The sequence below is a fragment of the Streptomyces sp. NPDC091387 genome (genome assembly GCF_044756945.1).
In the GTDB taxonomy this organism is placed as follows: Bacteria; Actinomycetota; Actinomycetes; order Streptomycetales; family Streptomycetaceae; genus Streptomyces.
The window spans coordinates 260,226-286,523 of record NZ_JBIVTZ010000002.1; the positions used below are offsets into that span (position 1 = coordinate 260,226).

Annotated in this window: 24 protein-coding genes and 2 tRNA genes; 17 read left to right on the plus strand and 9 right to left on the minus strand. The window is 70.4% G+C overall.

Annotated elements, in window-relative coordinates; genetic code table 11:
* Positions 1-16 precede the first annotated feature (16 nt).
* The 5 genes from ACIQM0_RS05455 (at position 17) to ACIQM0_RS05475 (ending at position 4,026) form a co-directional block, all read left to right on the plus strand.
* Positions 17-2,206, plus strand: coding sequence for an ATP-dependent DNA helicase UvrD2 (locus tag ACIQM0_RS05455; protein WP_401283751.1), 2,190 nt, complete (start codon positions 17-19; stop codon positions 2,204-2,206).
* Positions 2,207-2,373: 167 nt separating this feature from the next.
* Positions 2,374-2,709: a hypothetical protein gene (locus ACIQM0_RS05460; RefSeq protein WP_401283753.1), complete on the plus strand. Its 336-nt coding sequence runs from the start codon at positions 2,374-2,376 to the stop codon at positions 2,707-2,709.
* Positions 2,710-2,881: 172 nt separating this feature from the next.
* Positions 2,882-3,250 (plus strand): WhiB family transcriptional regulator, encoded by a 369-nt coding sequence (locus ACIQM0_RS05465; protein WP_123461519.1) that lies wholly within the window; start codon positions 2,882-2,884, stop codon positions 3,248-3,250.
* A 32-nt stretch (positions 3,251-3,282) separates the two neighbouring features.
* On the plus strand, positions 3,283-3,606 hold the full coding sequence (locus ACIQM0_RS05470) for a hypothetical protein (protein ID WP_363025936.1): 324 nt from the start codon (positions 3,283-3,285) through the stop codon (positions 3,604-3,606).
* A 216-nt stretch (positions 3,607-3,822) separates the two neighbouring features.
* On the plus strand, positions 3,823-4,026 hold the full coding sequence (locus tag ACIQM0_RS05475) for a hypothetical protein (protein WP_401283755.1): 204 nt from the start codon (positions 3,823-3,825) through the stop codon (positions 4,024-4,026).
* 12 nt (positions 4,027-4,038) lie between these two features.
* Here the strand turns inward: ACIQM0_RS05475 and ACIQM0_RS05480 are convergent, their stop codons facing one another.
* Together ACIQM0_RS05480 and ACIQM0_RS05485 are read right to left on the minus strand one after the other, a co-directional pair.
* Positions 4,039-5,559 (minus strand): ABC1 kinase family protein, encoded by a 1,521-nt coding sequence (locus ACIQM0_RS05480; protein WP_401283757.1) that lies wholly within the window; start codon positions 5,557-5,559, stop codon positions 4,039-4,041.
* A 41-nt stretch (positions 5,560-5,600) separates the two neighbouring features.
* Complete coding sequence (locus ACIQM0_RS05485; protein WP_401283759.1) at positions 5,601-6,746, minus strand: ThiF family adenylyltransferase; 1,146 nt, start codon at positions 6,744-6,746, stop codon at positions 5,601-5,603.
* Positions 6,747-6,933: 187 nt separating this feature from the next.
* Here ACIQM0_RS05485 and ACIQM0_RS05490 point away from each other — a divergent pair, with 187 nt between their 5' ends.
* From ACIQM0_RS05490 to ACIQM0_RS05505, 4 genes are all read left to right on the plus strand, one after another.
* The gene (locus ACIQM0_RS05490) at positions 6,934-7,557 is read left to right on the plus strand and encodes a M48 family metallopeptidase (protein ID WP_401283761.1); all 624 of its coding nucleotides are present in this window, start codon (positions 6,934-6,936) and stop codon (positions 7,555-7,557) included.
* 107 nt (positions 7,558-7,664) lie between these two features.
* A complete protein-coding gene (locus ACIQM0_RS05495) occupies positions 7,665-9,287 on the plus strand; it encodes a TerD family protein (RefSeq protein ID WP_401283763.1) in 1,623 nt (540 codons plus the stop codon).
* An 11-nt stretch (positions 9,288-9,298) separates the two neighbouring features.
* On the plus strand, positions 9,299-9,979 hold the full coding sequence (locus ACIQM0_RS05500) for an AIM24 family protein (protein WP_401283764.1): 681 nt from the start codon (positions 9,299-9,301) through the stop codon (positions 9,977-9,979).
* A gap of 19 nt (positions 9,980-9,998) precedes the next feature.
* A complete protein-coding gene (locus ACIQM0_RS05505; RefSeq protein ID WP_363025750.1) occupies positions 9,999-10,754 on the plus strand; it encodes an AIM24 family protein in 756 nt (251 codons plus the stop codon).
* Positions 10,755-10,820: 66 nt separating this feature from the next.
* On the opposite strand, the gene ACIQM0_RS05510 is transcribed toward ACIQM0_RS05505, so the two are convergent.
* Together ACIQM0_RS05510 and ACIQM0_RS05515 are read right to left on the minus strand one after the other, a co-directional pair.
* Positions 10,821-11,369: an NUDIX hydrolase gene (locus ACIQM0_RS05510; RefSeq protein ID WP_401283766.1), complete on the minus strand. Its 549-nt coding sequence runs from the start codon at positions 11,367-11,369 to the stop codon at positions 10,821-10,823.
* Positions 11,366-12,871, minus strand: a complete 1,506-nt coding sequence (locus tag ACIQM0_RS05515) for a zinc-dependent metalloprotease (protein WP_401283768.1) — start codon at positions 12,869-12,871, stop codon at positions 11,366-11,368. The genes ACIQM0_RS05510 and ACIQM0_RS05515 overlap by 4 nt, the downstream gene beginning before the upstream one ends.
* 190 nt (positions 12,872-13,061) lie before the next feature.
* Between ACIQM0_RS05515 and ACIQM0_RS05520 the strand changes: the two genes are divergently transcribed.
* The 4 genes from ACIQM0_RS05520 to ACIQM0_RS05535 all read left to right on the plus strand — a co-directional run bounded on the left by ACIQM0_RS05520 (position 13,062) and on the right by ACIQM0_RS05535 (position 16,353).
* Positions 13,062-14,252 carry an SDR family oxidoreductase gene (locus tag ACIQM0_RS05520; RefSeq protein WP_401283769.1) on the plus strand — a complete coding sequence of 397 codons (1,191 nt, stop codon included), beginning with the start codon at positions 13,062-13,064 and terminating at the stop codon, positions 14,250-14,252.
* An 88-nt stretch (positions 14,253-14,340) separates the two neighbouring features.
* Positions 14,341-14,802, plus strand: a complete 462-nt coding sequence (locus tag ACIQM0_RS05525) for a molybdenum cofactor biosynthesis protein MoaE (RefSeq protein WP_385025315.1) — start codon at positions 14,341-14,343, stop codon at positions 14,800-14,802.
* Positions 14,803-14,930: 128 nt separating this feature from the next.
* On the plus strand, positions 14,931-15,119 hold the full coding sequence (locus ACIQM0_RS05530; protein WP_362957393.1) for a hypothetical protein: 189 nt from the start codon (positions 14,931-14,933) through the stop codon (positions 15,117-15,119).
* Between the two features lie 145 nt (positions 15,120-15,264).
* Positions 15,265-16,353 (plus strand): PDZ domain-containing protein, encoded by a 1,089-nt coding sequence (locus ACIQM0_RS05535; RefSeq protein WP_401283771.1) that lies wholly within the window; start codon positions 15,265-15,267, stop codon positions 16,351-16,353.
* A gap of 22 nt (positions 16,354-16,375) precedes the next feature.
* Here the strand turns inward: ACIQM0_RS05535 and ACIQM0_RS05540 are convergent, their stop codons facing one another.
* Entirely contained in the window at positions 16,376-16,945 is a 570-nt protein-coding gene (locus ACIQM0_RS05540) for a PPA1309 family protein (protein ID WP_363025760.1), read from the minus strand.
* Between the two features lie 127 nt (positions 16,946-17,072).
* On the opposite strand from ACIQM0_RS05540, the gene ACIQM0_RS05545 reads away from it, so the two are divergent.
* The 4 genes from ACIQM0_RS05545 (at position 17,073) to ACIQM0_RS05560 (ending at position 22,694) form a co-directional block, all read left to right on the plus strand.
* Positions 17,073-20,003, plus strand: a complete 2,931-nt coding sequence (locus ACIQM0_RS05545; RefSeq protein WP_401284163.1) for a UPF0182 family protein — start codon at positions 17,073-17,075, stop codon at positions 20,001-20,003.
* Positions 20,004-20,055: 52 nt separating this feature from the next.
* Positions 20,056-20,129 (plus strand) — tRNA-Met (locus ACIQM0_RS05550).
* Positions 20,130-20,342: 213 nt separating this feature from the next.
* The gene (locus ACIQM0_RS05555; protein ID WP_401283773.1) at positions 20,343-22,397 is read left to right on the plus strand and encodes a sel1 repeat family protein; all 2,055 of its coding nucleotides are present in this window, start codon (positions 20,343-20,345) and stop codon (positions 22,395-22,397) included.
* A gap of 223 nt (positions 22,398-22,620) precedes the next feature.
* Positions 22,621-22,694, plus strand: a tRNA-Met gene (locus ACIQM0_RS05560).
* An 88-nt stretch (positions 22,695-22,782) separates the two neighbouring features.
* Here ACIQM0_RS05560 and ACIQM0_RS05565 read toward each other — a convergent pair.
* The 4 genes from ACIQM0_RS05565 to ACIQM0_RS05580 form a co-directional block, all read right to left on the minus strand.
* Positions 22,783-23,928: an ABC transporter substrate-binding protein gene (locus ACIQM0_RS05565; RefSeq protein ID WP_401283775.1), complete on the minus strand. Its 1,146-nt coding sequence runs from the start codon at positions 23,926-23,928 to the stop codon at positions 22,783-22,785.
* 32 nt (positions 23,929-23,960) lie between these two features.
* A complete protein-coding gene (locus ACIQM0_RS05570) occupies positions 23,961-24,830 on the minus strand; it encodes an ABC transporter permease (protein WP_401283776.1) in 870 nt (289 codons plus the stop codon).
* Positions 24,827-25,651, minus strand: coding sequence for an ABC transporter ATP-binding protein (locus tag ACIQM0_RS05575; RefSeq protein ID WP_401283778.1), 825 nt, complete (start codon positions 25,649-25,651; stop codon positions 24,827-24,829). The genes ACIQM0_RS05570 and ACIQM0_RS05575 overlap by 4 nt, the downstream gene beginning before the upstream one ends.
* Positions 25,652-25,848: 197 nt before the next feature.
* Positions 25,849-26,268: a Fur family transcriptional regulator gene (locus tag ACIQM0_RS05580; RefSeq protein WP_363025767.1), complete on the minus strand. Its 420-nt coding sequence runs from the start codon at positions 26,266-26,268 to the stop codon at positions 25,849-25,851.
* Between the last annotated feature and the right edge of the window lie 30 nt (positions 26,269-26,298).

The window sequence follows — 26,298 nt, forward strand, 5'->3', positions numbered from 1 at the left end:
CTGGCAGCATGGCGGGGTGACATCAGCAACGCATTCCACCCTCTTCCCACAGGTCCCCGACTCCGCCGACGCCGTCCTCGACGGACTCGACCCCGAGCAGCGCGAGGTCGCCCTGGCCCTGCAGGGCCCGGTGTGCGTGCTGGCCGGAGCCGGTACGGGCAAGACGCGGGCCATCACGCACCGCATCGCCTACGGGGTGCGCGCCGGGATAATCCAGCCGACGAGTGTGCTTGCCGTGACGTTCACCAACCGGGCCGCGGGCGAGATGCGGGGACGGCTGCGCCAGCTCGGAGCCGGCGGGGTGCAGGCGCGGACCTTCCACTCCGCGGCCCTGCGCCAGCTCCAGTACTTCTGGCCGAAAGCAGTCGGTGGCGAGCTGCCCCGGCTGCTGGAGCGCAAGGTCCAGCTGGTGGCGGAGGCGGCGGCCCGCTGCGGTGTCCGGCTCGACCGCAACGAGCTGCGCGATGTCACGAGCGAGATCGAGTGGGCCAAGGTCACCCAGACCGTGCCCGCCGACTACCCGGCCGTGGTCGCCAAGTCCCAGCGGGACGCCCCGCGCGATCCCGCCGAGATCTCGCAGGTCTACGCGATGTACGAGCAGCTGAAGCGGGACCGCACGGTGATCGACTTCGAGGATGTGCTGCTCCTGACCGTCGGCATCCTCCAGGACCGGCACGACATCGCCGACCACGTCCGCCGTCAGTACCAGTACTTCGTCGTCGACGAGTACCAGGACGTCAGCCCGCTCCAGCAGCGGCTGCTCGATCTCTGGCTCGGCGACCGGGACAACCTCTGCGTCGTCGGTGACGCCAGCCAGACGATCTACTCCTTCACCGGAGCCACCCCCGACCACCTGCTGAACTTCCGCACCCGCCACCCCCGGGCCACCGTCGTCAAGCTCGTCCGGGACTACCGCTCCACGCCCCAGGTGGTCCACCTGGCCAACGGGCTGCTCGGCCAGGCCCGCGGCAGGGCCGCCGAGCACCGGCTCGAACTGGTCTCGCAGCGCGAGCGCGGCCCCGAGCCCGCCTACACGGAGTACGCGGACGAGCCCGCCGAGGCCGAGGGCACCGCTCGGCGCATCCGCGACCTGATCGCCGCGGGCGTCCCGGCGGGCCAGATCGCCGTGCTCTACCGGGTCAACTCCCAGTCCGAGGTCTACGAGCAGGCCCTGGCCGACGCGGGAGTGCCGTACCAGCTGCGGGGCGCCGAGCGCTTCTTCGAGCGCGCGGAGGTACGGGAAGCGGGCGTCGCCCTGCGCGGCGCCGCCAGGGCCGGGGGCAACGACTCCCTGCTGGACGATGCGCAGGGGCTGCCCGCCGAGGTCCGCGCGGTGCTCTCCACCAAGGGCTGGCGGAGCGAGCCGCCCGCCGGGTCCGGGGCGGTGCGCGACCGCTGGGAGTCCCTGGCCGCACTGGTCAGGCTCGCCGAGGACTTCGAAGAGGCCAAGCCGGGCGCGACCCTCTCCGACCTGGTCGCCGAGCTGGACGAGCGGGCCGCGGCCCAGCACGCCCCCACGGTCCAGGGCGTCACCCTCGCCTCGCTGCACTCGGCGAAGGGCCTGGAGTGGGATGCCGTGTTCCTGGTCGGACTGACCGAGGGCATGATGCCGATCACCTACGCCAAGACGGACGAGCAGATCGAGGAGGAGCGCCGGCTGCTGTACGTCGGAGTCACCCGGGCTCGTTTCCACCTCTCGCTGTCGTGGTCGCTGGCCCGCTCGCCCGGCGGCCGGGCCGGGCGCCGCCCGAGCCGCTTCCTGAACGGGCTGCGCCCCGGCTCGGCGGCACCGGGCTCCAGGAGCGCGGCGGGCGGCAGCGGCGGCATCGAGCGCCCGGTGGCGGCCCGGCGCAAGCGGCGTGGGCCCGCGCTGTGCAGGGTGTGCGGCAGGACCCTCACCGACGCCGGCGAGATGAAGCTGATGCGCTGTGACGACTGCCCGTCCGACATGGACGAGGCGTTGTACGAGCGGCTGCGCGACTGGCGCGCGGCGCGGGCTCAGGAGATCAGCCAGCCCGCCTACTGCGTGTTCACCGACAAGACGCTGATGGCCATCGCGGAGGCGGTGCCCGGCAGCGAGGGCGAACTGGCCGGGATCCCCGGGGTCGGCGCGCGGAAGCTGGGCCGTTTCGGCACCGCGGTGCTGGACATCTGCGCAGGTGGGGACGGGGCGGAGGAGTCCGCGGAGGCCGACGAGGAGATGTGAGAAAAACTCGTCGAAAAAATAGTTTGCGCCCGCCCCAGTCGTCACCATAGGTTCTTAACCACGGGAACAGCGACTTCTCTGAAGCCCTGATCCTGTGCTGTACTTATTCCGAATACGTAGGACCGGCTTGGTCGGTCCGCCCGAGACGCCGAGAGGAGGCGATTGAAGTGATCAGCATCATCGAGACCAACAAAATGACCGATCTCTCGGTCGTCTCCGCCTACTCGCTCGGCCTCGCCTGCTCTTCGACGTCTTCCCTGCGTGGCACCGGTGTGTCCGGCATCTCTGCCGTCAGCCCGCTGTCCCCGGTGAGCCTTCCCGAGCGGGAGCGTAATGAGCGACCGACCCAGGCACCGGCAGCAGCAGTAGCGAAGGGACAGGCCCAGGCCTACGCCTTTGCGGCCGTCGGTGCGGGAGCGGAAGCCGGAGCCAAGAAGCAGACGACGCAGCACCACACGATGTGGGCCTTCCGTGGGCCTGAACCCTGGAGAGATCCAGCCTGATCGACGATCAGGCCGGCGCCTTCAGGGCCGCGGAACCCCACTCGGGATCCGCGGCCCTTTTGTTTTGTCCGAACGGACGGAACAGCACGAAGGAGCCTCGGGAAAGCAACACCCGGTACCAGCCGCCCCCCGGCCAACAGGCCGGAAACGACCAGACGAGGACACCACCACCGTGCAACTCGAAGCGCACGCCCCGTCAGTACCGCCTTCCGAAACGATCCCCCCGCCCGGCCTCACGGAGGACTCCACCTTGACCCCGCTCACTGCGCTCACCGCGCTCGACGACGCCATCGAGAACCTCGGCGTGCCCGTCCCCTGCCGCTCCTACGACCCCGAGGTCTTCTTCGCCGAGTCCCCGGCCGACGTCGAGCACGCCAAGTCCCTCTGCCGCACCTGCCCGCTCGTCGAGGCCTGCCTCGCCGGCGCCAAGGAGCGCCGCGAGCCGTGGGGTGTCTGGGGTGGCGAGCTCTTCATCCAGGGCGTCGTCGTTGCTCGCAAGCGGCCGCGTGGCCGTCCTCGCAAGAACCCGGTCGCGGCGTGATCGCCGACCTGGGGGTCGCGGCCCCCAAACCCATGAAGCGCATCGGAACCATCGACCGTCCCCAGACCCACGATCCCCGAAACCAGGAACCAATGACCATCCCCACGAGGGAGCCCGTCGGCTCCGCGACACCGGACGTCACCATCATCGGCGCGAACGACTCGCGTCAGAACAGGACCCGTGAGATGCAACTCATCCCAGAAGCCCTGGCTCGTGCTCATATGCACGACCGCCTGCGGGAAGCCGAAGCGGAACGTCAGGCCGTGCGCCTGATCCACGCGCGGCGGATGCAGCGCCGGGCCGAGCGCGCCTCGATGCGTGCCCGGCGTGCGCTGGCCATGGCGGTCATGCACTGAGCCGATCAGGCTCGAACACCAGCAGGCTCGAACACCAGCAGGACCGATCGCCAGTAGGACCGCTGCGGGGCAGCCGCTCTCTGACCCGCAGCAAGCAGTGCTCAGCACCCACATCACCACCCCTGCCTCGGGGCCGGTCCACTCGGACCGGCCCCGAGGCCGTGCTGCGTGGTGCCGTCCCGTGCCGGACCGCGGTGGCGGAGTTATCGTCACAACGTGGACGAGGAGACGCAGCGCCCAGAAGCGGCGGGCACCGAGGGCGTCGTATGTGCCCTGTGCGGTACCGCAGCCGGGAGCGGCGACGCACCGCCGACCTGGATCTGTTCCGTGGAGAGCGGCAGCCGCCGCTACTTCTGTGACACTTGCGCGCGCAGCCACCTCAGGGCCATCGAGAGCCGGCTCGACTCCGCCTGGTGGTGACCTGACCGGCCGCTACTTGGCCTCCGCGCCGGCCGCCGCACCCTCCACGGGCTCGGCCACAGTCTCGAACTCGTCCGTCGCCTCTTCCACGGCCTCGAACTCGGCCGGAGCTTCCTCGGGCCACTCCTCCCCGGCCCGCTCCTCCTCTTCCAGCGGCAGGAACCCCGGCAGCCAGGCTTCGAGTTCCTCACGCAGCCGGACCGTCGCGCCAAGCTGACACAGCACCCCTATCGTGCTCAACGTCACACGGTGTATCAGCAGATAGGCGGGCGGCAGATTCAGCTGTTTGCCCAGCTGGTGGGCGGGAGAGCGCGGATCAGCTATCCGGGCGGCCTGATTGCGCATCCAGCTCCGGCTGAAGGCGAACTCCTCCACCAGTGCCGGTTCGATGATCGGCCGGAGGTAGTCGAGCACCGCGTCCGGGGCGAGGTCGATCGAGTCCTTGACGAAGCCCTCCTCGCGCAGCTTCTCGTACACGGCGTCCGCGTCGCCCTGGAGCGTCAGCCGCAACGAGTCCCCGATGGTCTGCGGCAGCCCGCCGGGCAGCCGGTCCACCGTCCCGAAGTCGAGGACACCGAGCCGCCACTGAGCCACCCCCGTGTCGTCGGCTTCCGCCGCGCGGTCGGTCTCGTCGGTGTCCGCCGGGCCGGCCGGGTCCGGTGGCAGCAGCCGGAAGTTGCCCGGGTGCGGGTCGGCGTGGAGCAGTCCGGTGCGCGCGGGGCCGGAGAACAGGAAGCGGGCCAGCAGCTGTCCGGCCCGGTCCCGCTGCTCCGTGGTTCCGCCGGCGATCACCTCGGCCAGCGGCACACCGTCGATCCACTCCGTGACCAGCACCTGATCGGACTGGTGGACCACGCCAGGGACCACGACATCGGGATCGCCCGCGAACTCCTCGGCGTGCTCCCGCTGCGACTGCGCCTCCTGCTCGTAGTCCAGCTCTTCCGACACCCGGTCGCGCAGCTCCGCGATCAGCGGCTTGATGTCCATGCCAGGAATCAGCGGGCCGAGCAGCCGGGCGAACCGGCTGAGCTGGGTCAGGTCCGAAAGCAGCGCGTCCCCGGCACCCGGGTACTGCACCTTCACCGCGACGTCGCGCCCGTCGTGCCACACCGCCCGGTGCACCTGCCCGATCGAGGCGGCGGCCGACGGCTTGTCGTCGAACGTCAGGAACAGCTCCCGCCAGTCCTCACCGAGCCGCTCGGCCAGCACCGCGTGGACCCGGCCCTCCGGCATCGGAGGAGCGGCCTCCTGGAGTTTGGTGAGGGCCGCGCGGTAGGGGCCGGCGACCTCCTCGGGCAGGGCGGACTCGAAGACGGACAGGGCCTGTCCGAGCTTCATCGCCCCGCCCTTCAGCTCGCCCAGGACCTTGAAGAGCTGGTCGGCGGTGCGCTGCTGTACCTCGCGGGCGACCACCTCCGCGGACTTGCCGCCGATGCGCTTTCCCAGGCCCCAGGTGGCCCGGCCCGCGAACCCCAACGGCAGCGCGGCCAGCTTGGCGGTTCGGGTGACCGCCTTCCGGGGAAGATCAGACATATGCCCCTCCAAATCCCAGACTGCCGCGCTGCGTGCGGCGGTTACCCGGCCATTGTGTCGTGCGCCGTGCCGGCCCCGGAGGTGCGCACCCCCTCAGTGTGCCCACCCGCTCCACAGGAACAGTCGAGGTGTGCCCGGATCTGCTCCGACCGCCAGTCCAACAGCGGCAGCGCGGCTTCCCACCGGGCCCCGGTGCAGGCGGGCAGCTCCCCGTCGAGGAAGGCCAGCGCGTGGGCGGCCGCCAGACCGGCCACCGCGGTCGCCAGGCCCAGGTCACAGGCCTGCACGGCGGTGCGCCGCCCGGACTGCCACTGAGCCAGCATCCGCGGCCACTGCGGGTCCCGGTCGCGCCGGTCCAGATCCAGGCAGCCCGCGCACGCCGTACCTCCCGGCAGCACCAGGGGCCCGACGAATCCCGTGGCCTCGATCACCCCGGCGTAGAGGTGCGGTGTGCCCGAGGCGATCCACGGCTCGGCGGTGCGCGGATCGGGAACGTAGGCGGAGAGGCTCTCGCGAGGAGCGACCACGATCAGGGACAGACCCGGCTCGCCGCTCACGGGCCCGCCCGACGACAGTGTCGCCCGCACGGCCGGACCGGGGGCCGAGCGCCGGACCAGCTGCCGCGCCGCACTGTCCCGGCGCTCTCCGGCCGCCGAGGACGGCAGCCCTCCGGGCGAGACGTCGCCCGGCTCGGCGCATCCCCCGTCCAGCACCTCGACGTGCCCCACCCCGGATCCGGAAAGCACCGCGGCGACGGCCGCGCCCACCCGGCCGGCTCCCCGTACCTGGACGCGCATGGAGCGGCGGGCGGCCAGCCGGCGCATCCCACCGCCGGGCTCGGGATGCACGACGGAGAGTGACGCCAGGTCCGGCCGGTGACGCTCCATCGTGTCCGCCCGGTTCCGTAACGCGTCGGCCTCCGGTCCGCCCGCCCGCACGTCGTCGATGAGCCCGGCATCCGACAACCGCATGACGAGGGTGTCCACTTGGTGTTCCGTGAGATCCAGCGCCCTGGCCTCTTCGCGCAACAGCGGCATCCCGCGCGTTCCGTCGAGGAGCTCCAGGAAACAGCCCGTCGCGATATCCATCGGGCCGACCTTCACCGCGTGTGCGGGCGTCACACCGAATTGGACGGTGCCGCGGCCGCGCCATGCGCGGCGCAGTGCGGGCTTCAACATCGGATGCACGGCTTCCCCCGGTCTGTGTGGCTGCGTGAGATCCATGGCCAGAATGCAACGGGCCGCGGAAGCGGGTGCAAAGTTATCCACAGGCAGGGGGTATTAGTCGTTCAAATGGTGCAGGGCATGGGGTGGATCATGTGTGAACCGTTCGGGAGACGGGACTTCCCCCACTGACAGCGGGTAACGTCGTGCCGTGCCCGCCGACCCGTCACCCGGTTTTGCCGGGGAGACCCCCGCGCGCAGCGCCGGAATCCACCAGCGCAGCGCGGAAGACCACCCGCCCCGCGGCTCGGTGACGAGCGCGGTCGAGGTGCGCAGGAGCTCCCGCCGCAGCAGAACGGTCTCCGCGTACCGGGAGGGGGACCGCACGATCGTGCTGATCCCCGCCCGGATGTCGGAGGCCGAGGAGCAGCGCTGGGTGAGCGTGATGCTCGACAAGCTGGCCGCCCAGGAGAGCAGACGTGTTCCCGGCGACAGCGAACTCGCCGAGCGGGCGGAGCGCTTGTCCGCGCAGTACTTCGAGGGCCGTGCCAGACCCGTCTCGGTGCGGTGGGTGACCAATCAGAACACCCGGTGGGGCTCCTGCACCCCGGCCGAGGGAAGCATCCGCCTGTCGCACCGGCTGCAGGGGATGCCCGAGTACGTCGTCGACTACGTGCTCGTCCACGAGCTGGCTCATCTCCTGGTGCCCGGACACGGACCGCGGTTCTGGCGGCTCCTGGACGCCTACCCCCGTACCGAGCGGGCGCGCGGCTATCTCGAAGGGGTGGTGGCGGCCGACCGGCTGCCGCACCTGCCCGCCGCACGCGGCGAGTGACGTTCGGTGACTCTGTACCGGGTCTGTACCGGCTTGGCCCGGGGCCGGACTTTGCGGTTAGCCTGACGCGACGCATTTAGCTTCCGGATGGGGGACGGTCGTTACGCATGGCCAGGGAATTCCAACGCGGCCACAAGGCCAAGATCAGCGATCTCACGCCGGGGACGGACCTGTACGTAGGTGTGCAGATCGCCGGCCCGGGACTGACCTTTGACATCAGCTGCTTCGGCCTCGATGCCAATGAGCAGCTCTCCGACGACCGGTATTTCATCTTCTTCAACCAGCCGAAATCGCCCGAGGAGTCCATTCAGCTCCTCGGCGCCCAGGCCGGTGACACCGAGTCGTTCCGCGTGACTCTGGACCGTGTTCCGGCGAGCATCCACAAGCTGTCGTTCACCGCGACGCTGGACGGCGCCGGACAGATGGCGCAGGTCGGTCCCGGGTACATCCGGATCGTCGCGGGTGGCGAGGAAGTCGTCAGGTACGCCTTCACCGGCTCGGAGTTCACCACCGAACGCGCGGTGATGCTGGGTGACTTCTACCTCAAGGACGTCTGGCGGTTCGCCGCTGTCGGCCAGGGGTTCGACGGCGGCCTCGACGCGCTGCTGAAGAACTTCGGAGGCGAGGTCGCCGAGGAGGAGCCCGCCGCTCCGCAGCCGCAGTCCGCCGTCCCGTCGTTCGCCCCGCCCGCCCAGGCGCCGGCGCCCGCCCCGTCGTTCGGCGCCCCGGCCGCACCGCAGGTCCCGCAGCCCGCACCGTCCTTCGGCGGACCGTCCGCGCCCGCACCGGCGCCCACTCCGCAGCAGCAGATGCATGCCGCGCCCACCATCGTGGCGCCGCTGGCCCCGCAGGGCGGAAGTGTTCCCCCGCCGCCCGCGCCCCCGCCCGCTCCGTTCGGACAGCCGGGGCAGCCGCCCCAGCAGCCGCAGTTCGGGCAGGTCCCGGGACAGGCCCCCGCCCCCTACGGGCAGCAGGCACCCGCGCCGTACGGGCAGCCGGCTCCGGCCCCGTACGGACAGCAGCCTCCCGGTATGCCGCAGGGCGTGCCGCAAGGGGCGCCGCAGACCGGGGCGGGTCTCCTGGCCGCGCTCCAGCCGTACAAGGAGACGGCCACCGGTCAGCGCTGGACCGCGCAGAACCAGCAGCTCATGCGCGTCGACCTCACCAACGGCGGTGGGGGAGTGCTGGCCAGGCAGGGCAGCATGGTGATGTACCAGGGCAAGGTCGACTTCGGCTACAAGGGCGCAGGTTTCGCCGGCCGGATCGTCGGCAACGCCACCGGCCAGGAAATGCAGCTGATGCGCTGTACCGGCCGCGGACAGGTCTTCCTCGCCGAGGACGGCTCGCACCTGCACGCCGTCGAACTCCAGGGCGACGGCATCTGCGTCTCCGCGGAGAACGTCCTCGCCTTCGACGAGTCGCTGCAGCACGAGGTCCGCAGGATCGAGGGCCACGGCATCCCCGGAGGCGCCCTGTTCACCATGCAGTTCCAGGGCACCGGCACCGTCGTCGTCAAGACCCACGGTGTGCCGGTCGTCCTGCCGGTCACCCCGACCACCTTCGCCGACTGCAATGCCGTCGTGGCGTGGTCGGCGGCGTCCCAGGTGATTGTCTCCAGCCAGGTCCGGCTGCGCCGCAACGCCTACCCCGGACACAGCGGGGAGACCGTGAACCTCCAGTTCCGGGGCGCGCCCGGCAACTTCATCGTCGTCCAGCCCTACGAGGTCTGAGGGAGCCCGTCATGAATCAGCAACTCGCGGGCTACGCCCCGACCCCGGTCATGGCCCGGATGGAGAACCACGGCCATTCGATGCTGAAGGTCGCCATGGCCACCGGCCAGGACCTCTACGCGCGCACCGGTTCGATGGTGGCGTACGAGGGCTTCATCCAGTACGAGCCCAATCCGCCCGCCGTCCGCCAGATCGCCTCGCAGTGGATCACCGGCGAGGGCACCCCCCTGATGAAGTGCGCCGGTGACGGCCTGCTCTACCTCGCCGACTACGGCGCGGACGTCGTCGTCATCAACCTCAACAACGACTCCCTCTCGGTCAACGGCACCAACGTCCTCGCCTTCGACGGCCATCTCACCTGGGGCGTCGAACGGGTCAAGGGGCTGGCCAAATTCGCCGGCCAGGGCCTGTGGAACGTCTGTATCTCCGGCACCGGCTGGGTCGCCATCACCTCGCGCGGCACGCCGATCGTCGTCGACTGCGGGAGTGGCGAGGACGAGACGTACGTCGACCCGGACGCCCTGGTGGCGTGGTCCCCGAACCTCAAGGTGAAGGGCAAGCGCAGCTTCAAGGCCTCCTCGCTCATCGGGCGGGGCAGCGGAGAGGCGTTCCAGATGGCCTTCTCCGGCCAGGGGATCGTCGTCGTCCAGCCGAGCGAGGACAGCACCGACCGCATGCGGGTCCGGAACTGACGGGGAGGGAGAACACACCATGCAGAGTCCGCTTTTCAGCTACACGGAACAGCAGTCCCAGGACCGGTACGCGGTTCAGAACCCGCAGCTCCTGCGGGTCTCGCTGACCGGCCACGACGACGTCCTCGCCCGCAAGGGGGCCATGGTCGCGTACCAGGGGCTCATGGAGTTCGACGGCGAGTACCAGTCGCACGGACAGCGCCGGGCCCGCGCGACCACCGGTGAGGGCCTCGACCTGATGCGCTGCTCCGGGCAGGGCACCGTCTATCTCGCCAACCTGGCGCAGTACGTCCACGTGGTGGATGTCGACCGCGACGGCATGACGGTCGACAGCGCCTACGTCCTGGCGCTCGACTCGTCGCTCCACACCGAGGTCATCGCGGTGGACAGCCAGTACGGCATCTCGGGCACCGGCAAGTACCAGCTCAACATCTCCGGCAGCGGCAAGGTCGCCCTGATGACCTCCGGCCAGCCCCTGATGATGCAGGTCACGCCCGACAAGTACGTCAACGCCGACGCGGACGCCGTCGTCGCCTGGTCCAGCTCCCTGCGTGTGCAGATGCAGGCCCAGACGCACTCGTCGGGCGTCATGCGCCGACGCGGCAGTACCGGAGAGGGCTGGGAGCTCAGCTTCCTCGGGCAGGGCTTCGCCCTGGTCCAGCCGAGCGAGGTGCTGCCACCGCAGAACGCCCAGATCGGCCAGGGGATGGCTGCCCAGTTCGGCATGGGCCAGCAGGGGATCCACGCGCAGAACCAGAACAACGCCTGGAACTGAGCCACCCGATCGGTAAGGGGCGGCCTCCAAAGAGGCCGCCCCTTACCCGTGCTGTCGTCGTGCCCGCTACCCGACGCCGTCCAGCGCCGCCCGCGTACGTTCCACCAGACGCACCACCGAGGAGTCGGCGACCCCGGCGACCTCGTCGTAGGCGAACCAGCGCAGGTCCAGCGATTCGTCGCTGATCCGCTCCGTCGAACCCGACGGTGCCAGTGCCGCGTACTGGACGTCCAGATGCCAGTTGCAGGGCGCCGGGATCGGGTGGCGGTCCAGGGTGACCGGGCCGCCTGCCAGCAACGTCAGACCGGCGATGCCGGACTCCTCCGTGGCCTCGCGCAGCGCCGCACCGGCAAGCGTGGCGTCCCCCGGCTCGCAGTGACCGCCCATCTGCAGCCACATCCGCAGCTTCCGGTGCAGCGTGAGCAGCACCCGGCCGTGCTCAGGGTCCACGACCAGGGCGCTGGCCGTCAGGTGCCCGGCCCCGCAGGCCTTCCACATGCCGTCGGGATGCCGCGACAGATGGTCCAGGTAAGCCAGGCGCAGCTCCTCCTGGGCGGCGTCCGCACCGCCCCCGTAGCCCTTCAGTACGAGAACGGCGTCGTCGTGCAGGCTCACTTTTCGGTGTCGTCCTTGCTGTCGCCGCCGGTACCGCTGCCGCCGGTGTCGTCGCCGTCCGTGCCGCTGCCGCCCTTGCCGTCGGCGTCCTCCGGGGCGGGCCCGGTCTCGCCCTCGGTGCCGGTCGCGGGCTTCTGCGGCCCGTTCGCGGCCTCGCCGAGCATCTTGTCCAGCTCGGAGAAGTCCAGCTGCTGGTGGTGCACGAACCCGTCCGGGTCGTCCAGGTCGTGAGCGGTCGGCAGCATGTCGGGGTGCTCCCACAGCGCGTCACGTCCGTCGAGACCCCGGGCGTCCGTGAGCGAGGCCCACAGCCGCGAGGCGTCACGCAGCCGCCGCGGACGCAGCTGGAGACCGATCAGCGTGGCGAACGTCTGCTCGGCGGGACCACCGGAGGCGCGGCGCCTGCGCATCGTCTCGCGCAGCGCGTCCGCCGAGGTCAGCCGGGACTTCGCGGCCTCGTGCACCACGGCGTCCACCCAGCCCTCGACCAGCGCGAGCGCCGTCTCCAGCCGGGCCAGGGCGGCCTTCTGCTCCGGGGTGTCCTCCGGCTGGAACATGCCCTGCTGAAGAGCTTCCTGCAGCTGCTCGGGCTGCGACGGGTCGAACTGGCCGACCACGTCCTCCAGCTTGCTGGTGTCGACCTTGATGCCGCGCGCATAGCCCTCCACGGCACCGAACAGATGCGAGCGCAGCCACGGCACATGGGCGAAGAGCCGCTGGTGAGCGGCCTCGCGCAGCGCCAGATACAGCCGCACCTCGTCCTGCGGCACGCTCAGGTCCTTGCCGAACCGCTCGACGTTCAGCGGCAGCAGCGCGGCCTTGCCGGCCGGGCCCAGCGGCAGCCCGATATCGGTCGAGCCGACCACCTCGCCCGCCAGCACGCCGACGGCCTGCCCGATCTGCTGACCGAACATCGCGCCGCCCATCGACCGCATCATGCCGATCAGCGGGCCCGCCATCGCCTGCATCTCCTCGGGCAGCACATCGCCCATGGCGAGGCCGACACGCTCGGCCACCGGGTCGACCAGCTTCTGCCAGGCGGGGAGGGACGCCTCGACCCACTCCGCGCGGCTCCAGGCCACGGTGGAGACCGAACCGGACGGCAGCGACGTCGCCCCGTCCAGCCAGATGTCCGCCAGCCGCAGCGCCTCGTCGACCGCGGCACGCTCGGACGGGCCGACGCTCGCGTCCTTGGTGCCGTCCGCGGTGCCCTGCGAGACGGTCTGGCGGGCGATCTGCTTCGCCATGTCCCAGTTCACGGGACCGCCCTCGTAGCTCAGCATCTGGCCGAGCTGCTGGAAGGCCGCGCCCAGGTCGTTCGGGTTCATCGCCCCGAACATCGCGGCGAAGGGGTTGTCACCGCCCGCGCCGGGGCCGAAGCCGAGCGGGTTCGCCGGACCGCCCGAACCCTGCCCACCTCCGGTGGGGTCCTTCTTCTTGCCATGGTCGCCGTCGTCCGGCTCCTCCGGCGGAAGGCCGAATCCGAATGGGGTGTCACTCACGGGTTTCCTCGGCTCGTAGGGCCGCCGGATCGAACCGACGGCGACTGCCCGACATCACCATCCAGCGTAGACACCAAGTCCGCTCAGGGCCTCAGTGCTCCGTCGGCTCCCGGCCTGCGGCAGGATGGACGCCACCTGGTACGTACGCGTCATTCGGGTACGTACTGAAGACAACCGCTGGAGACGCCCGGTGAGTTCCCCAGATCCGCAGGTTCGCGCAGCGCGAAACCTGGCCGACCCGCTGTCCGAGAAGAAGACCGAGAACACGGCCGAGAACAAGCCCGACAGCAAGCCAGAGGACAAGACCGTCCGGAGCCGCTCCAGGAGCCGCGGCCCCGTCGTGGCCATCACCGGAGCCGCGACGGGTGTCGGCGAGCTGCTCGCGGCCCGGCTCGCGGCCTCGGAGGAGATCAAGCAGGTCATCGCCATCGACGAGCGCCGCGGGGAGGTCTCCGAGGCGACCTGGCACATCCTCGACGTCCGTGATCCGGCCATCGCGGAGAAGCTGCGGGGCGCGGACGTCGTGGTGCACCTGGCGCTCGATCTCGACCTGGAGACCGACGCCGCCGCCCGCACCGCCTACAACGTGCGCGGCACCCAGACCGTGCTGACCGCCGCCGCGGCCGTCGGCGTCCACCGGGTCGTGCTGTGCACCTCAGCGATGGTCTACGGAGCGCTGCCCGACAACGACATCCCGTTGGCCGAGGACGCCGAGCTGCGGGCCACCGCGGAGGCGACCGGCGTCGGCGACCTGCTGGAGATCGAACGGCTCGGCCGCCGCGCGCCCCGCGCCCACCCCGGACTCCACGTCACCGTGGTCCGACCCACGGTGCTCGTCGGCGGTACCGACACGGCACTGACCCGTTACTTCGAGTCACCGCGCCTCCTCGTCGTCGCCGGATCGCGCCCCACCTGGCAGTTCTGCCACGTCGACGACCTGGTCACGGCGCTGGAGTACGCCGCGCTGGAGAAGATCGACGGGGAGTTCGCGGTCGGCTGCGACGGCTGGCTCGAACAGGAGGAGGTCGAGGAGATCAGCGGCGTCCGCCGGATGGAGCTGCCCTCCGCCGTGGCGCTCGGCGCCGCCGCCCGGCTGCACCGCATCGGCCTCACGCCGTCCCCGGCGGGGGATCTGGCGTACACGATGCATCCCTGGGTGGTGAGCGTGAGCCGGCTGCACGACGCGGGCTGGCGCCCGAGCTGGACCAACGAGGAGGTGCTCGCCGCCCTCCTCGAAGAGGTGGAGGGACGGCACACCGTCGCGGGCCGCAGGCTCGGCCGCAAGGACGCCACCGCGGCCGGTGCCGCCGGCGCGACCGTGGCCCTGCTCGGTACCGCTGCCCTGGTACGACGGGCCCGCAAGGCGCGCCGCCGTATCTAGGGCCTGTAGGAGGCTCCAAGGGGGACGGCGGCCCACCGGCGGAAACCGCTATTCCGTGATGCCGCCGCGGTGCGGCACGATGGCGTGCATGGCACCCACGCACGACCACCCCGGCGAGCAGACGGCACAGGACCCGATCCGGCTGCTGGAGATCCGCGACACACCGTTGTCGGTGGACGAGATCTTCCGTGCCGTCGGCGACGACGCCGCCGGCGGCACCGCGCTCTTCGTCGGTACCGTGCGCAACCATGACGGCGGCCAGGACGTGGGAGCGCTCGGCTACTCGTGCCACCCCTCGGCGCAGGACGAGATGCGCCGGGTGGCGGAGAAGGTCGTCGCCGGGTTCCCGGTCCGGGCGCTGGCCGCTGTCCACCGGGTGGGTGAACTGGAGGTGGGCGATCTCGCCGTGGTCGTGGCCGTCTCCTGCCCGCACCGCGCAGAGGCCTTCGAGGCCTGCCGCAAGCTCATCGACGACCTCAAGCACGAGGTCCCGATCTGGAAGCACCAGCGCTTTTCGGACGGGACGGAGGAGTGGGTCGGCGCCTGCTGAGCGCAAACCGGCCGGGCGGGCTTCCGCCCCGATTTGCGTAACCGCACCCCTGCCGTGAGCGTTGGCCTTGCAGATGGTTAATCTGCTGATAGGTCAGTTGCGGTTGCTCATGAGGCAGGGAGGTCGTCATGGCAGCACTCGCCTGGTTGTTGATTCCGCTTTTCGCTGCGCTCGGTGCTGCGATATGGGGAAGCTGGGCCGCCCGTAATCGCACGACCGGCGATGTCACCGAACTCGCCGGGTACGCCCGGTTCCGCGAAGCGATGGAGAAGTCGCACTCCGGTTCGGAGCCGGTCGAGCAGATATCGAACGTCTGACGCCGCGCCGAACGTACGCGGTTGCCAATCAGCCCCACCGCACCGCCCACCGAGGCTTCCCGGCGCACCCCTCGCGCCCCGCCCCGGGCCCCGTACGGACCGGCCCCGGCGGTGCACAGACAGACCCTTCCCGTACTGTCGTTCCATGCCACGCCGCACCGCGACGATGCTCGCCTCCACCCTGGTTCTGATCGCGCTGCTCTGCGCAGGTGTGCTGATCAAGGTTCCGTACTCGGAGATGTCCCCCGGGCCGACCGTGAACACGCTCGGTGAGGTCGACGGCGAGCCCGTCCTGCAGATCAAGGGGCGCAAGACGTACAAGACGTCCGGGCATCTCAACATGACGACGGTCAGGGTGACGGGCGCCGACTACAACATGAACCTCGTCGAGGCCGTCTACGGGTGGCTGGGGCACGACAGTCTCGTCGTACCGCACGACACGCTCTACCCGGACGGCAAGACCGAGCAGCAGTCGACGCAGGAGAACGCCGAGGAGTTCAGCCAGTCCCAGGAGAGCGCCAAGGTCGCGGCCCTCACCGAACTGGGCATTCCGGTGTCGTCACGGGTCGTCGTCTCCACGGTCATCAAGGACAGCCCCTCGCAGGGCAAGCTGCACGCCGGTGACGTGATCAAGGCCGTCGACGGCACCGCGGTCAAGCAGCCAGAGGACGTCGCGAAGCTCGTCACCCGGCACAAGCCCGGCCAGGACGTCACCTTCACGGTCATCCCGGCCAAGACCGCGGCGGCGGCCGAGAAGGCCGGCAAGGAGCCCGAGGGCACCGAGAAGATCACCCTCACCACCGAGAAGGCCCCCAAGGAGAACCGCGCGATCGTCGGCATCCAGGCGGGAACGGACCACACCTTCCCGTTCGAGATCGACATCAAGCTCGCCGACGTGGGCGGCCCGAGCGCCGGTCTGATGTTCTCCCTCGGCATCGTCGACAAGCTCACCCCGGGACAGCTGACCGGCGGCAAGTTCGTCGCGGGCACCGGGACGATCGACGACAAGGGCAAGGTCGGCCCGATCGGCGGCATCAACATGAAGCTGGTCGGCGCGCGCAACGCAGGCGCCCGCTACTTCCTGACCCCGACCGAGAACTGCAAGTCGGCCGCCTCCGACACCCCCGACGGACTCACCCTGGTGCGGGTGAAGACGATCAGCGACGCGAAGAAGTCCCTGGACAGGATCCGCTCGGGGGACACGGCCGGCCTGCCGAGCTGCTCGACGGGCTGACCGCGTCCCCGCGGCGGCGGGGTCAGGACTCGAAGGTCGCGGCCAGTGCCTCGGCCAGCCCCGGCACCAGACCGGCCCCGGTCAGCACGTCGTTCGGCGAGTCCTTCTCCCGCAGCCGCACGGCCGACTCCCGCGCACCGTCCCGCAGGACGGCCACGGTCATCCGCACCTCCTGGCGGTCGGGGTGCTTGGCGACCCACTGGGTCAGCTGGGTGTCGTCGAGACCGTCCGGTACGGAGGCCTCGGCGGACGGCGGCAGCATCAGCCGCTCCACCGTCATCGCGCACCCGACCACCGCGTCGGGCCAGGCGATCGTCGCGAGGAACTCATCCAGCGCGGTACCTGCGGGAAGCTCCTCCTGCTCAATAGGGGTGAGTGCGGCGGCCTTCGAGCCGTCGCCGTCGAGACCGAGCTGGGCGGCGAGGCCCGGCTCCTGGACCCGCAGCCGGGCGGTGTCGACGAGGGCGAACAGCCGGGCTGGCTGATCCCAGCCGAGACCGGAGATGTATTCGTCGATTTCGAGCACCGCGACGGTGAGCGGGCTCGCGGCCATCGGAGGGCCTGAGGGGGAAACGTTGGACATGGACAACATCCTGCCTCCTTCCGCCCCGGGAACGGGAACTAGGTAAAGCCTCAGTAAGTTGCATAGGTGGGCTCTACGATCGCGGGGCCCCTTCAACACGACCGCGAACTTTGAGGTGCGCACGTTGGCTTTCCAGATGCCGGACCGCGGCGGAGGCCCGACAGGGCCACGGATCAGAGTCGGCCGCCCGTCCCGGCGCGCCCGAACCCTGCTGATGACACTGGGCGTCCTGGCGATTCTCGCCATGGCGTTCGTCATGTTCGCGGGGTTCTGGACGGACTGGCTCTGGTACAGGTCGGTCGCGTATTCATCCGTCTTCACCACGACCCTGTGGACCAAGATCGGGCTGTTCCTCGTCTTCGGACTCCTGATGGCCATCGCTGTCGGGGTGAACATCTGGCTCGCGCACCGGCTCCGGCCGCCGCTGAGCGCGATGTCGCTGGAGCAGCAGAGCCTGGACCGCTACCGGATGAGTCTCGCCCCGTACAAGAAGTGGGTGCTGCTCGCGATCACCGCGCTCGTCGGTCTGATCGCCGGAGCGTCCTCCTCCGGCCAGTGGCGTACCTGGCTGATGTACGTGAACGGCGTGTCGTTCGGGCAGAAGGACCCCCAGTTCCATCTGGACGTGTCCTTCTTCGCCTTCGACCTGCCCTGGTACCGCTTCCTGCTGGGCTTCGGCTTCGCGGCCACGGTGCTCTCGCTGGTCGCCGCCGCGCTGACCCACTACCTGTACGGCGGGCTGCGCATCACCAGCCCCGGCGCGCGGGCGACGGGGGCGGCCACCGGTCACCTCTCGGTGCTGCTCGGCATCTTCGTCGCGCTGAAGGCCGTGGCGTACTGGCTCGACCGCTACGGGCTCGCCGTGAAGTCCAGTGACTTCAAGGCCACGGACAACTGGACGGGCCTGCGGTACGTCGACGCCAACGCCTACCTCCCGGCGAAGACCATCCTGTTCTGCATCGCCGCGATCTGTGCCGTGTTGTTCTTCGCGACGCTCTGGCGCCGCACCTGGCAGCTTCCGGTGATCGGATTCGGGCTGATGGTCCTCTCCGCGATCCTGATCGGCGGGCTCTACCCCGCCATCGTGCAGAAGTTCCAGGTCCAGCCGAACGAGCAGGCCAAGGAAGCCCCGTTCATCCGGAAGAACATCGAGGCCACGCGCGACGCGTACGACATCGACAACGCCCAGGTCGACGACTACGCGGGCAAGAGCACCACGGACGACGAGACGAAGCTCCGCGCCGGCGCGGACGCGGCGGCCAGCTACCGGGTGATGGACCCGAACGTCGTCTCCCCGGCCTTCCAGCAGCTCCAGCAGAAGAGGAACTACTACCAGTTCCCCAAGACGCTGGATGTCGACCGCTACAAGGACGAGTCCGGCAAGGAGCAGGACACGGTCATCGGTCTGCGCGAGCTCAACCTGGACGGCATCCCCAAGCGCAACTGGATCAACGACCACTTCACCTACACCCACGGCTACGGTGCGATCGCCGCCCGGGGCACCACGACCGGCAAGAACCCGAAGGGGTCTCCCGACTTCACCGAGTCAGGACTGCCGACCACCGGTGAGCTGGGCTCGTACCAGCAAGAGATCTACTACGGCGAGAAGACCGAGCAGTACTCCATCGTCGGCGGGCCCCAGAAGGAGCTCGACTACGAGGAGGACGGCGAGAAGACCACCAGCTACAAGGGCAAGAGCGGGGTCAGTCTCTCCAGCGCGTTCAACCGCGCCGCCTACGCGGTGGCGTTCAGCGAACCGCAGATCCTGTACTCGGGAGCCATCGGTGACGGCTCGCGGATCCTGTACAACCGCACCCCCAAGGAGCGGGTCGAGGCGGTCGCTCCCTGGCTGACCATCGACGGCGACGCCTACCCGGCCGTGGTCAATGGCCGCATCCAGTGGGTCGTCGACGCGTACACCACGACCAACGGCTACCCGTACGCCTCGCGCACGACGCTGGGTGACACCACGGCCGACTCGCTGACCACCAACCAGCGCGCGGTCGTCGCCCAGCAGAACCAGGTCAACTACATCCGCAACTCGGTGAAGGCCACCGTCGACGCGTACGACGGCAAGGTCAAGCTGTACGAGTGGGACACCGAGGACCCGATCCTCAAGACCTGGCGCAAGGCCTTCCCCGGCACCGTCCAGCCCAGGACGGACATCCCGCAGGAGCTCATGGACCACCTGCGGTATCCGCAGGACCTGTTCAAGGTGCAGCGCGAGCTGCTGACCCGCTACCACGTGGAGAACCCCGCCCAGTTCTACAGCGGCAGTGACGCGTGGCAGGTCCCGGACGACCCGACCAACAAGGAGTCCGGTGCCGTCCCGCCGTACTACCTGAGCATAAAGATGCCGGACCAGACGGCTCAGAAGTTCTCGCTGACGACGACGTTCACTCCCAAGGGGCGGCCCGACCTGGGGGCGTTCATGGCGGTGGACGCCGATGCGTCCAGCAAGGACTACGGCACGATAAGACTGCTGAGAGTCACCACCACGGTGAAGGGTCCCGGCCAGGTACAGAGTGAGCTCAACGGCAACGACGACGTCGCCGAGTTCGTGAGAAACCTCAAGGGCACCGACTCCGACATCGAGTACGGCAACCTGCTGACGGTGCCACTCGAAGGGGGCTTCCTCTACATCGAGCCGGTGTACACGCGCGGTGGCACGCAGAACTATCCGCTGCTGCGCAAGGTCGCCGCCTCGTACGGGTCGAAGATCGTCTTCGAGAACAGTCTCGGAGAGGCGCTCAACGCGGTCTTCGGGGTGGACGAATCCGATACGAGCAGACCACCGGCGGAGACCACGCCACCGGGTGACACCACGGAGCCGCCGGCCACCGGCGACGCCGCGCTCAAGAAGGCGATCGCCGATGCGCAGAAGGCCTATACGGAAGGCGAGGCAGCCCTGAAGAAGCAGGACTGGACCGCCTACGGCAAGGCTCAGACGGATCTGCAGGACGCCTTGCAGCGGGCGGCGGCCGCCCAGCCCAAGTCCGGCAGCACCGGCAAGCCTGACAAGGGCGATAAGCAGGACAGCTCCGCGAGTTCCGACAGCGGTGGCTGAGTGACTCGGTAAAGCTTCACCTTCGCGCCGTGGTACGGTTTGAACACAACGGCGCGGGGTGGAGCAGCTCGGTAGCTCGCTGGGCTCATAACCCAGAGGTCGCAGGTTCAAATCCTGTCCCCGCTACTGAAAGACGAAGGCCCGGATCCTTTCGAGGATCCGGGCCTTCGCCGTGCCGCCGTGACTTTTCTGTGCAGTGAGCGTGAAGTGCGGTTCATGGGGCACCAGTTGAGTAGAGACATGCTTGACTTGTCTCTCTGTGGGCAAGTCGACAAAACGCTGAAGTGACCTCACTGTCCGCGATATACCAGGTGTACGCGGGTTACAGGTGGTGCGACGATGGTATTTATGGGGGACAGGGCAACTCTGTTGGAGACAGGGCGGTTTGTTCAGCGTCACGCCCATCCGGCGGAAAACGTGATGGATGTGGCATTTGCCGCCGCCGCACGGTACAACGACTACATCGAGACCGCCGAGACTGCGGAGTGTGCCGCGACCGTCGAAAGTGCAGAGACCGCAGAGTCCGCGGACGGCGTGGAGAACGCCGAGGGCGCGGAGACCGCAGAGAGTGCGGACAACGCCGAGAGCGAGGCGCGTCACCGTCGTGCCGCCGACGCCGGAGACACGGCGTCGATGAGCGTACTCGGCGCGCTGTTGCTGCGCCGGGGCGACCTGGCCGGCGCCGAGACCTACCTGCGTGCGGCGACCGCTGAGGGCGACCGTGCCGCGGCTAACAACCTCGGGGTGCTGCTGCACCAGCGCGGGTACCCGGACGAGGCCGCCGACTGGTGGCGGATCGCGGCCGTCGCCGGCTCCGCCGCGGCCGCGCACGCCCTCGGGCGCCACTACCGCGAGCGCGGCGACGAGCCCGGCGCCGAGTACTGGCTGCGCCAGTCCGCCGAGCAGGGCCACGCGCTGGGCGCGTACGCCCTCGCCGAACTGCTGGAACACCGCAGCGACGTCGGCGCGGAGCGCTGGCTGCGCGCCGCGGCCGAGCAGGGGCACCGCGAGGCCGCGTACCGGCTGGCGCGCCTGGTGGAGCGCAACGCGGCGGACGACGCGCACGACGCGTTCGGCCGCCCCGGACTCGGCCCCCGCACCGGAACGGGCGGCGCGACCGGCACCGGCCGGCGCCGGGTGGCCGCCCGCAAGGACGACAGCCCGGTCGCCGGACCCGAGGCGGGCCGGGTCGGCGAGGCCGAGCAGTGGTACCGGCAGGCCGCCGCGCGCGGCCACCGGCGCGCCGCCCTGCATCTCGGCGCCATTCTGGAACAGCGCGGCGAGCTGAAGGAGGCCGGCCGCTGGTACCTCATCTCGGCCAAGGCGGGCGAGGCGCGGGCCGCGTGCGCGCTCGGCTTCCTGCTCCGCGACGCGGGCGACCGGGAGAGCGCGGCCGTGTGGTGGCTGCGCGCCGCCCAAGACGGCGACGGCAACGCCGCCAACGCCCTCGGCGCGCTGCACGCGGCCCGCGGCGAGCAGCAGACCGCCGAGCGCTGGTACCGCGCGGCCATGGACGCCGGTGACGTCAACGGCGCGTACAACCTGGGGCTGCTCTGCGCGGCCCAGGACCGTACGGCCCAGGCCGAGCAGTGGTACCGGCGCGCCGCGTACGCCGGCCACCGGGAGGCCGCCAACGCACTGGCCGTGCTCCTGCTCCAGGCGGGCGACGCGACCGGTGCGGAGCCCTGGTTCTCCAAGGCGGCCGAGGCGGGCAGCGTCGACGCCGCGTTCAACCTCGGCATCCTGCACGCCGGGCGCGACGAGGACCGGGCCGCCCTGCTCTGGTACGAGCGCGCCGCGGCGGCCGGCCACACCGAGGCCGCGCTCCAGGTCGGCATGGCGCTGCTGCACCACGGCGAGGAGCGGGAGGCCGAGCGGCACCTGCGCTGCGCCGCCGGTGGGGGCAGCGCGGAAGCGGCCTTCCGGCTGGCGGGGGTGCTGGACTCGCGGCAGCCGCCGCCGGGACCGCCCGCCCTGGGCGAGCCGATGCCGGAGAAGACCGAGTGCGAGGAGTGGTACGAGCGTGCGGCCGAGCAGGGCCACCGCCGGGCCCAGGTGCGCGTCGGGATGCTCGCCGCGGCCCGGGGCGACGTGGAGAGCGCCGGCCGTTGGTACCGGGAGGCGGCCGAGGCGGGCAGCCGCAACGGGGCCTTCAACCTCGGTCTGCTGCTCGCCCGCGAGGGCAGTGAGCGCGAGGCCGCGCTGTGGTGGAGCCGCGCCGCGAACGACGGGCACGGGCGGGCGGCCCTGCGCCTCGCCCTGCTGGCCGCGCGCCGCGGTGAGCTCACCGAGGGGCAGCGGTGGTGTGCGCGGGCGGTCGAGCTGGGGCCGGCGGAGGTCTCGGAGCGGGCCGCGCGGCTGCGCGAGGCGCTGCACCAGGAGCTGACCGCGTAGGCGGGTGCGGGGGTCGATGCCGGGGCGGGTGTTCGGGGGCGCGGAGCCCTCGGCCCCGCCTCGCCCTCAATCGCCGGACGGGCTTGATGCGGCTGCTCGTCCCGAAGTGGCTCCCGTCCTCGGTCGCCGACGGGCCTGATGCGGTGGCTGACGTCCCCGGAGGCGGGCTGGGAAGTGATTTGCGCTGGTCCGGAGGGGTGACGTAGTGTGGGGATCACAACGACGCGGGGTGGAGCAGCTCGGTAGCTCGCTGGGCTCATAACCCAGAGGTCGCAGGTTCAAATCCTGTCCCCGCTACTTAAGACAGAGGGCCGGATCCTTCAAGGATCCGGCCCTCTGTGCATGCCTGTCACAAGTGTGCATGCCCGTCACGCGGCTGTCCGGTTCAGGGTTTGTGGCCCACGGCTTCGCCGTACATCGCGCGGTCCACGGCCTTCTCCTCCGGTACCGGCGTACCCGAGGAGACGCCCGAGTCGGCGTACGCCTTCTGCACCCGGTCCGTGGTGCCCTTCCGGATCTCCCAGTCCATCCGCATCGACGGCGTCGACCGCAGGGTGGCCTCGTCGGTCTTCATCAGCCCGGCCAGTTCGGTGACGAAGGCGGGGTCGGACTTGTAGTCGCCGGCGAAGTAGGTGTTCACCGTACGGATGTAGGCCCGGAGGAAGGCGACGCCCGCGTCCGGGTCCTTGTTCAGCAGCGTCGGACCGAACAAAAGCCCGCCGAGCGGTTCGCCGAGCGGCTGGCCGCCGAGGAACGCGTACTTCTTGTCGCCGTCCACCTTGCGCCAGATCGGGTCGAGCAGCCAGGCGGAGTCCACGCCCCCGTTCTGCAGGGCGGTCAGTACGTCTGCCGACCCGAGCTGCTGGAAGCTGATCTTGTCGAGGCCGCCGCCGTGCTTCTTCAGCGAGGTGTCCATCGGATAGGCGATCACCGAGCCCTTGCCGATCATCGTGCCGAGTTTCCGGCCGGCCATGTCGACGTGGTCGGCGCTCTCGCCGTCCTTGAGGCGCACCCACAGGCCGCTCTTGGAGGTCGGGTCGGGAGAGAAGTTGCCCGCGACCCATTTGATGTCGAAGCCGCCGTTGATGCCGTTCATCACCGCGACCTCCGGCGCCGCCCACTGGGCGTCGACGTCCCCCTTGGCGAGCAGGGGCAGGGCGTCCGGGGTGGGGAGCACCTTCAGCTGGACGTCCAGGCCCTCCTTCGCGAACTCGCCCTTGGCCACGGCGACCTGGAGCGGTGCGACGTACTCCGCGCTCAGGGTGCCGGTGGCCAGGATGATCTTCCGCTTCTTGGCCAGTGGCCGGGCGGCGGGCGCCCCTTTGTCGCAGCGGGCGGGCTTGCGGGCGGGCGCCAGGTCCGCGGGGTCGGTCCAGCTTCCGGTGCCGCAGCCCGCGACGGGTTTGACGGTGCGGGGCGCGGCGTCGGCGCCGCCGCCGTCCGAGGTGTCGTTCCCGGCGCAGCCCGCCGCACCGAGCAGGGATACCGCCACCAGTACGACGGTGCGGGTGAAGGGGGTACGTGTGCGCACAGTGCCTCCGTACGAAGAGCGAGGTGGGCCGTTCACGACTGGCTGCGGCCGCGGTCGCGCGGGGCCCAGGGGGTGAGCAGCCGGCCGGCGATCCGCACCACCTCGGAGAAGACGACACCGAGCACCGCCACACAGACGATGCCGACGAACATCACATCGTTCTGGAACAGGGCCCGGGAGTCGAAGATGAGGTGGCCCAGTCCGTCGGCCGCCGCGATCTGCTCCGACGCGACGATGACCAGGACCGCTACTCCGGCCGCGATCCGCGCGCCGACCAGTACCGCCGGCAGCGAGGCCGGCAGGAGCACGTGCCGGAACATCTGCCAGGGCGAGGCGCCGAAGACCTGCCCCGCGTCGCGGTGGCCGACCGGCACGGCGAGTACGGCCGCCATGGTCGAGATCCAGACGAAGAAGAAGACGGTGGCGGCGACCAGGGCGATCTGCGGCCCCTCGCCGAGGCCGAACATATTGAGGAAGACCGGCAGCAGGGCCAGTTTCGGTACGACGTACAGGGCGTCGAGCAGTGGTTCCAGCGCTGCCCGCACCAGGGCGAGCGAACCCATCAGCAGGCCGAGCGCGTAGCCCGCGACCGTGCCGATCGCGTAGCCGCCGAGGACCCGTTTGAGCGTCGCCCACACGTCCGGCCACAGCTCGCCGTCGGCGGCCCGGTCCCAGCCGTCCGCGAAGATCGTGGAGGGCGCGGGGTAGACGCGGTCGTCGATCCAGGACCTGGCCGCGGCGAGCTGCCAGAGCAGCACCAGGAGCAGTGGTACGGCGACGGCGAGGGCGATTTCGAGGGTGCGGCGTCTGCGGTGGGTGCGTACGGGATGCAGTTCCTGCGGGCCCGGCCTGCGGACCAGTACCTGCTCGTCGCGGCTCACGGACTTCACGGCGGTGCTCATGCCAGGGCCGCCTCTCCGCGGACCTCGCCGCGCAGCAGATCCCACAACTCGCTCTTCAGCGCGGTGAACTCCGGCGTCGAACGGATGTCACCGGTGCGCGGGCGCTCGAACGGAGGGCGGTGTTCGGCGATGATCCGGCCGGGGCGGGCGGACATCACGAGGACCCGGTCCCCGAGCACGATCGCCTCCTCCAGGCTGTGGGTGATGAAGAGTGTGGTGGTGCGGGTGGTCTGGGTGAGCTCCAGCAGCTCGTCCTGGAGGATCGTGCGCAACTGGGCGTCGAGCGCCGCGAACGGCTCGTCCATCAGCAGGATCTCGGGTTCGACGGCCAGTGCGCGGGCGATCGCCACCCGCTGGCGCATCCCGCCCGACAGGGCGGCGGGGTAGGCCCCGGCGAATTCGGCGAGCCCGATCCGGGACAGCCAGTCGTGCGCCCGCGCGTCGGCCTCCCCGCGCGGCACGCGCTGGATGTCGAGGCCGAAGCGGACATTGGCGAGGACGGTCTTCCAGTCGTAGATCCCGTAGTCCTGGAAGATCATCGCGGCGGGCCGGGCCGCTGACGTACGGATGGACAGCTCGCCGGCGCTGGGGCGCAGCAGTCCGGCCGCGATCCTGAGCAGGGTGGACTTGCCGCAGCCGGAGGGGCCCACGATGCAGGCGAACTCGCCCGGCACGATGTCGAGATCGACCGGCCCGAGGGCGGCCAGGGCCTTGGCTCCCCGTCCGAAGGAGCGGGCGAGGGAGCGGGCGCGGAGTTTGGGGGCGTCGGTGGACAGCGGTGCCGGTGGTGCGGGGGGTGGGTTCGGGTGCGGATCTCCCACGGGTCTCTCCTCGTACGCAATCGAGGTGCGGAGCCGCCGCGGGGCGGCGGTGATCGCCGATGACGATATGACGACCCGTCAGATTCGGGAAGGGGGTGCGCGGGGGTCAGTGCCCGGCACGGCACGAAGAGGCCCCGCGTCGGGAATCTCCGGTGCGGGGCTCAGGGGTCGGCCGACAGCCTCTCGGGGAAGCGGGGTCAGGCGGCCGCGGCGCAGTTCGGGCAGATGCCGCGGTAGGTCATCTCGACGCCGGAGATCATGAAGCCGAAGCGCTCGCCGGCCGGCAGGTCCGCCAGCGGGTCGCCCGCCGGGTGCACGTCGCGGATGGCGCCGCAGTTCGCGCAGACCAGGTGGTGGTGGGGGTGGTGCGCGTTCGGGTCGTACCGCTTGGCCCGGCGGTCGGTGGAGACCTCGATGACCTCGCCGAGCGTCACCATCTCGCCCAGCGTGTTGTAGACGGTGGCGCGGGAGATCTCGGGCAGCTTGGCGACGGCCCGCGCGTGGACCTCGTCGGCCGTCAGGTGCACGTGCTCCCCGTCGAGCACCTCGGCCACGACGCGCCGCTGCGCAGTCATGCGCCAGCCGCGTCCACGGAGTCGTTCCAGCAGGTCACTCATGAGGGCAAGCCTAACAGTGGAGGGGCCCTG

Coding starts and splice junctions, on each gene's coding strand:
- ACIQM0_RS05470 (WP_363025936.1), top strand. CDS start 3,283: ATGAAGCGCATCGGAACCATCGACCGTCCCCAGACCCACGATCCCCGA.
- ACIQM0_RS05480 (WP_401283757.1), bottom strand. CDS start 5,559: ATGTCTGATCTTCCCCGGAAGGCGGTCACCCGAACCGCCAAGCTGGCC.
- ACIQM0_RS05495 (WP_401283763.1), top strand. CDS start 7,665: ATGGCCAGGGAATTCCAACGCGGCCACAAGGCCAAGATCAGCGATCTC.
- ACIQM0_RS05500 (WP_401283764.1), top strand. CDS start 9,299: ATGAATCAGCAACTCGCGGGCTACGCCCCGACCCCGGTCATGGCCCGG.
- ACIQM0_RS05505 (WP_363025750.1), top strand. CDS start 9,999: ATGCAGAGTCCGCTTTTCAGCTACACGGAACAGCAGTCCCAGGACCGG.
- ACIQM0_RS05525 (WP_385025315.1), top strand. CDS start 14,341: ATGGCACCCACGCACGACCACCCCGGCGAGCAGACGGCACAGGACCCG.
- ACIQM0_RS05530 (WP_362957393.1), top strand. CDS start 14,931: ATGGCAGCACTCGCCTGGTTGTTGATTCCGCTTTTCGCTGCGCTCGGT.
- ACIQM0_RS05535 (WP_401283771.1), top strand. CDS start 15,265: ATGCCACGCCGCACCGCGACGATGCTCGCCTCCACCCTGGTTCTGATC.
- ACIQM0_RS05540 (WP_363025760.1), bottom strand. CDS start 16,945: ATGTTGTCCATGTCCAACGTTTCCCCCTCAGGCCCTCCGATGGCCGCG.
- ACIQM0_RS05545 (WP_401284163.1), top strand. CDS start 17,073: ATGCCGGACCGCGGCGGAGGCCCGACAGGGCCACGGATCAGAGTCGGC.
- ACIQM0_RS05555 (WP_401283773.1), top strand. CDS start 20,343: ATGGTATTTATGGGGGACAGGGCAACTCTGTTGGAGACAGGGCGGTTT.
- ACIQM0_RS05570 (WP_401283776.1), bottom strand. CDS start 24,830: ATGAGCACCGCCGTGAAGTCCGTGAGCCGCGACGAGCAGGTACTGGTC.
- ACIQM0_RS05580 (WP_363025767.1), bottom strand. CDS start 26,268: ATGAGTGACCTGCTGGAACGACTCCGTGGACGCGGCTGGCGCATGACT.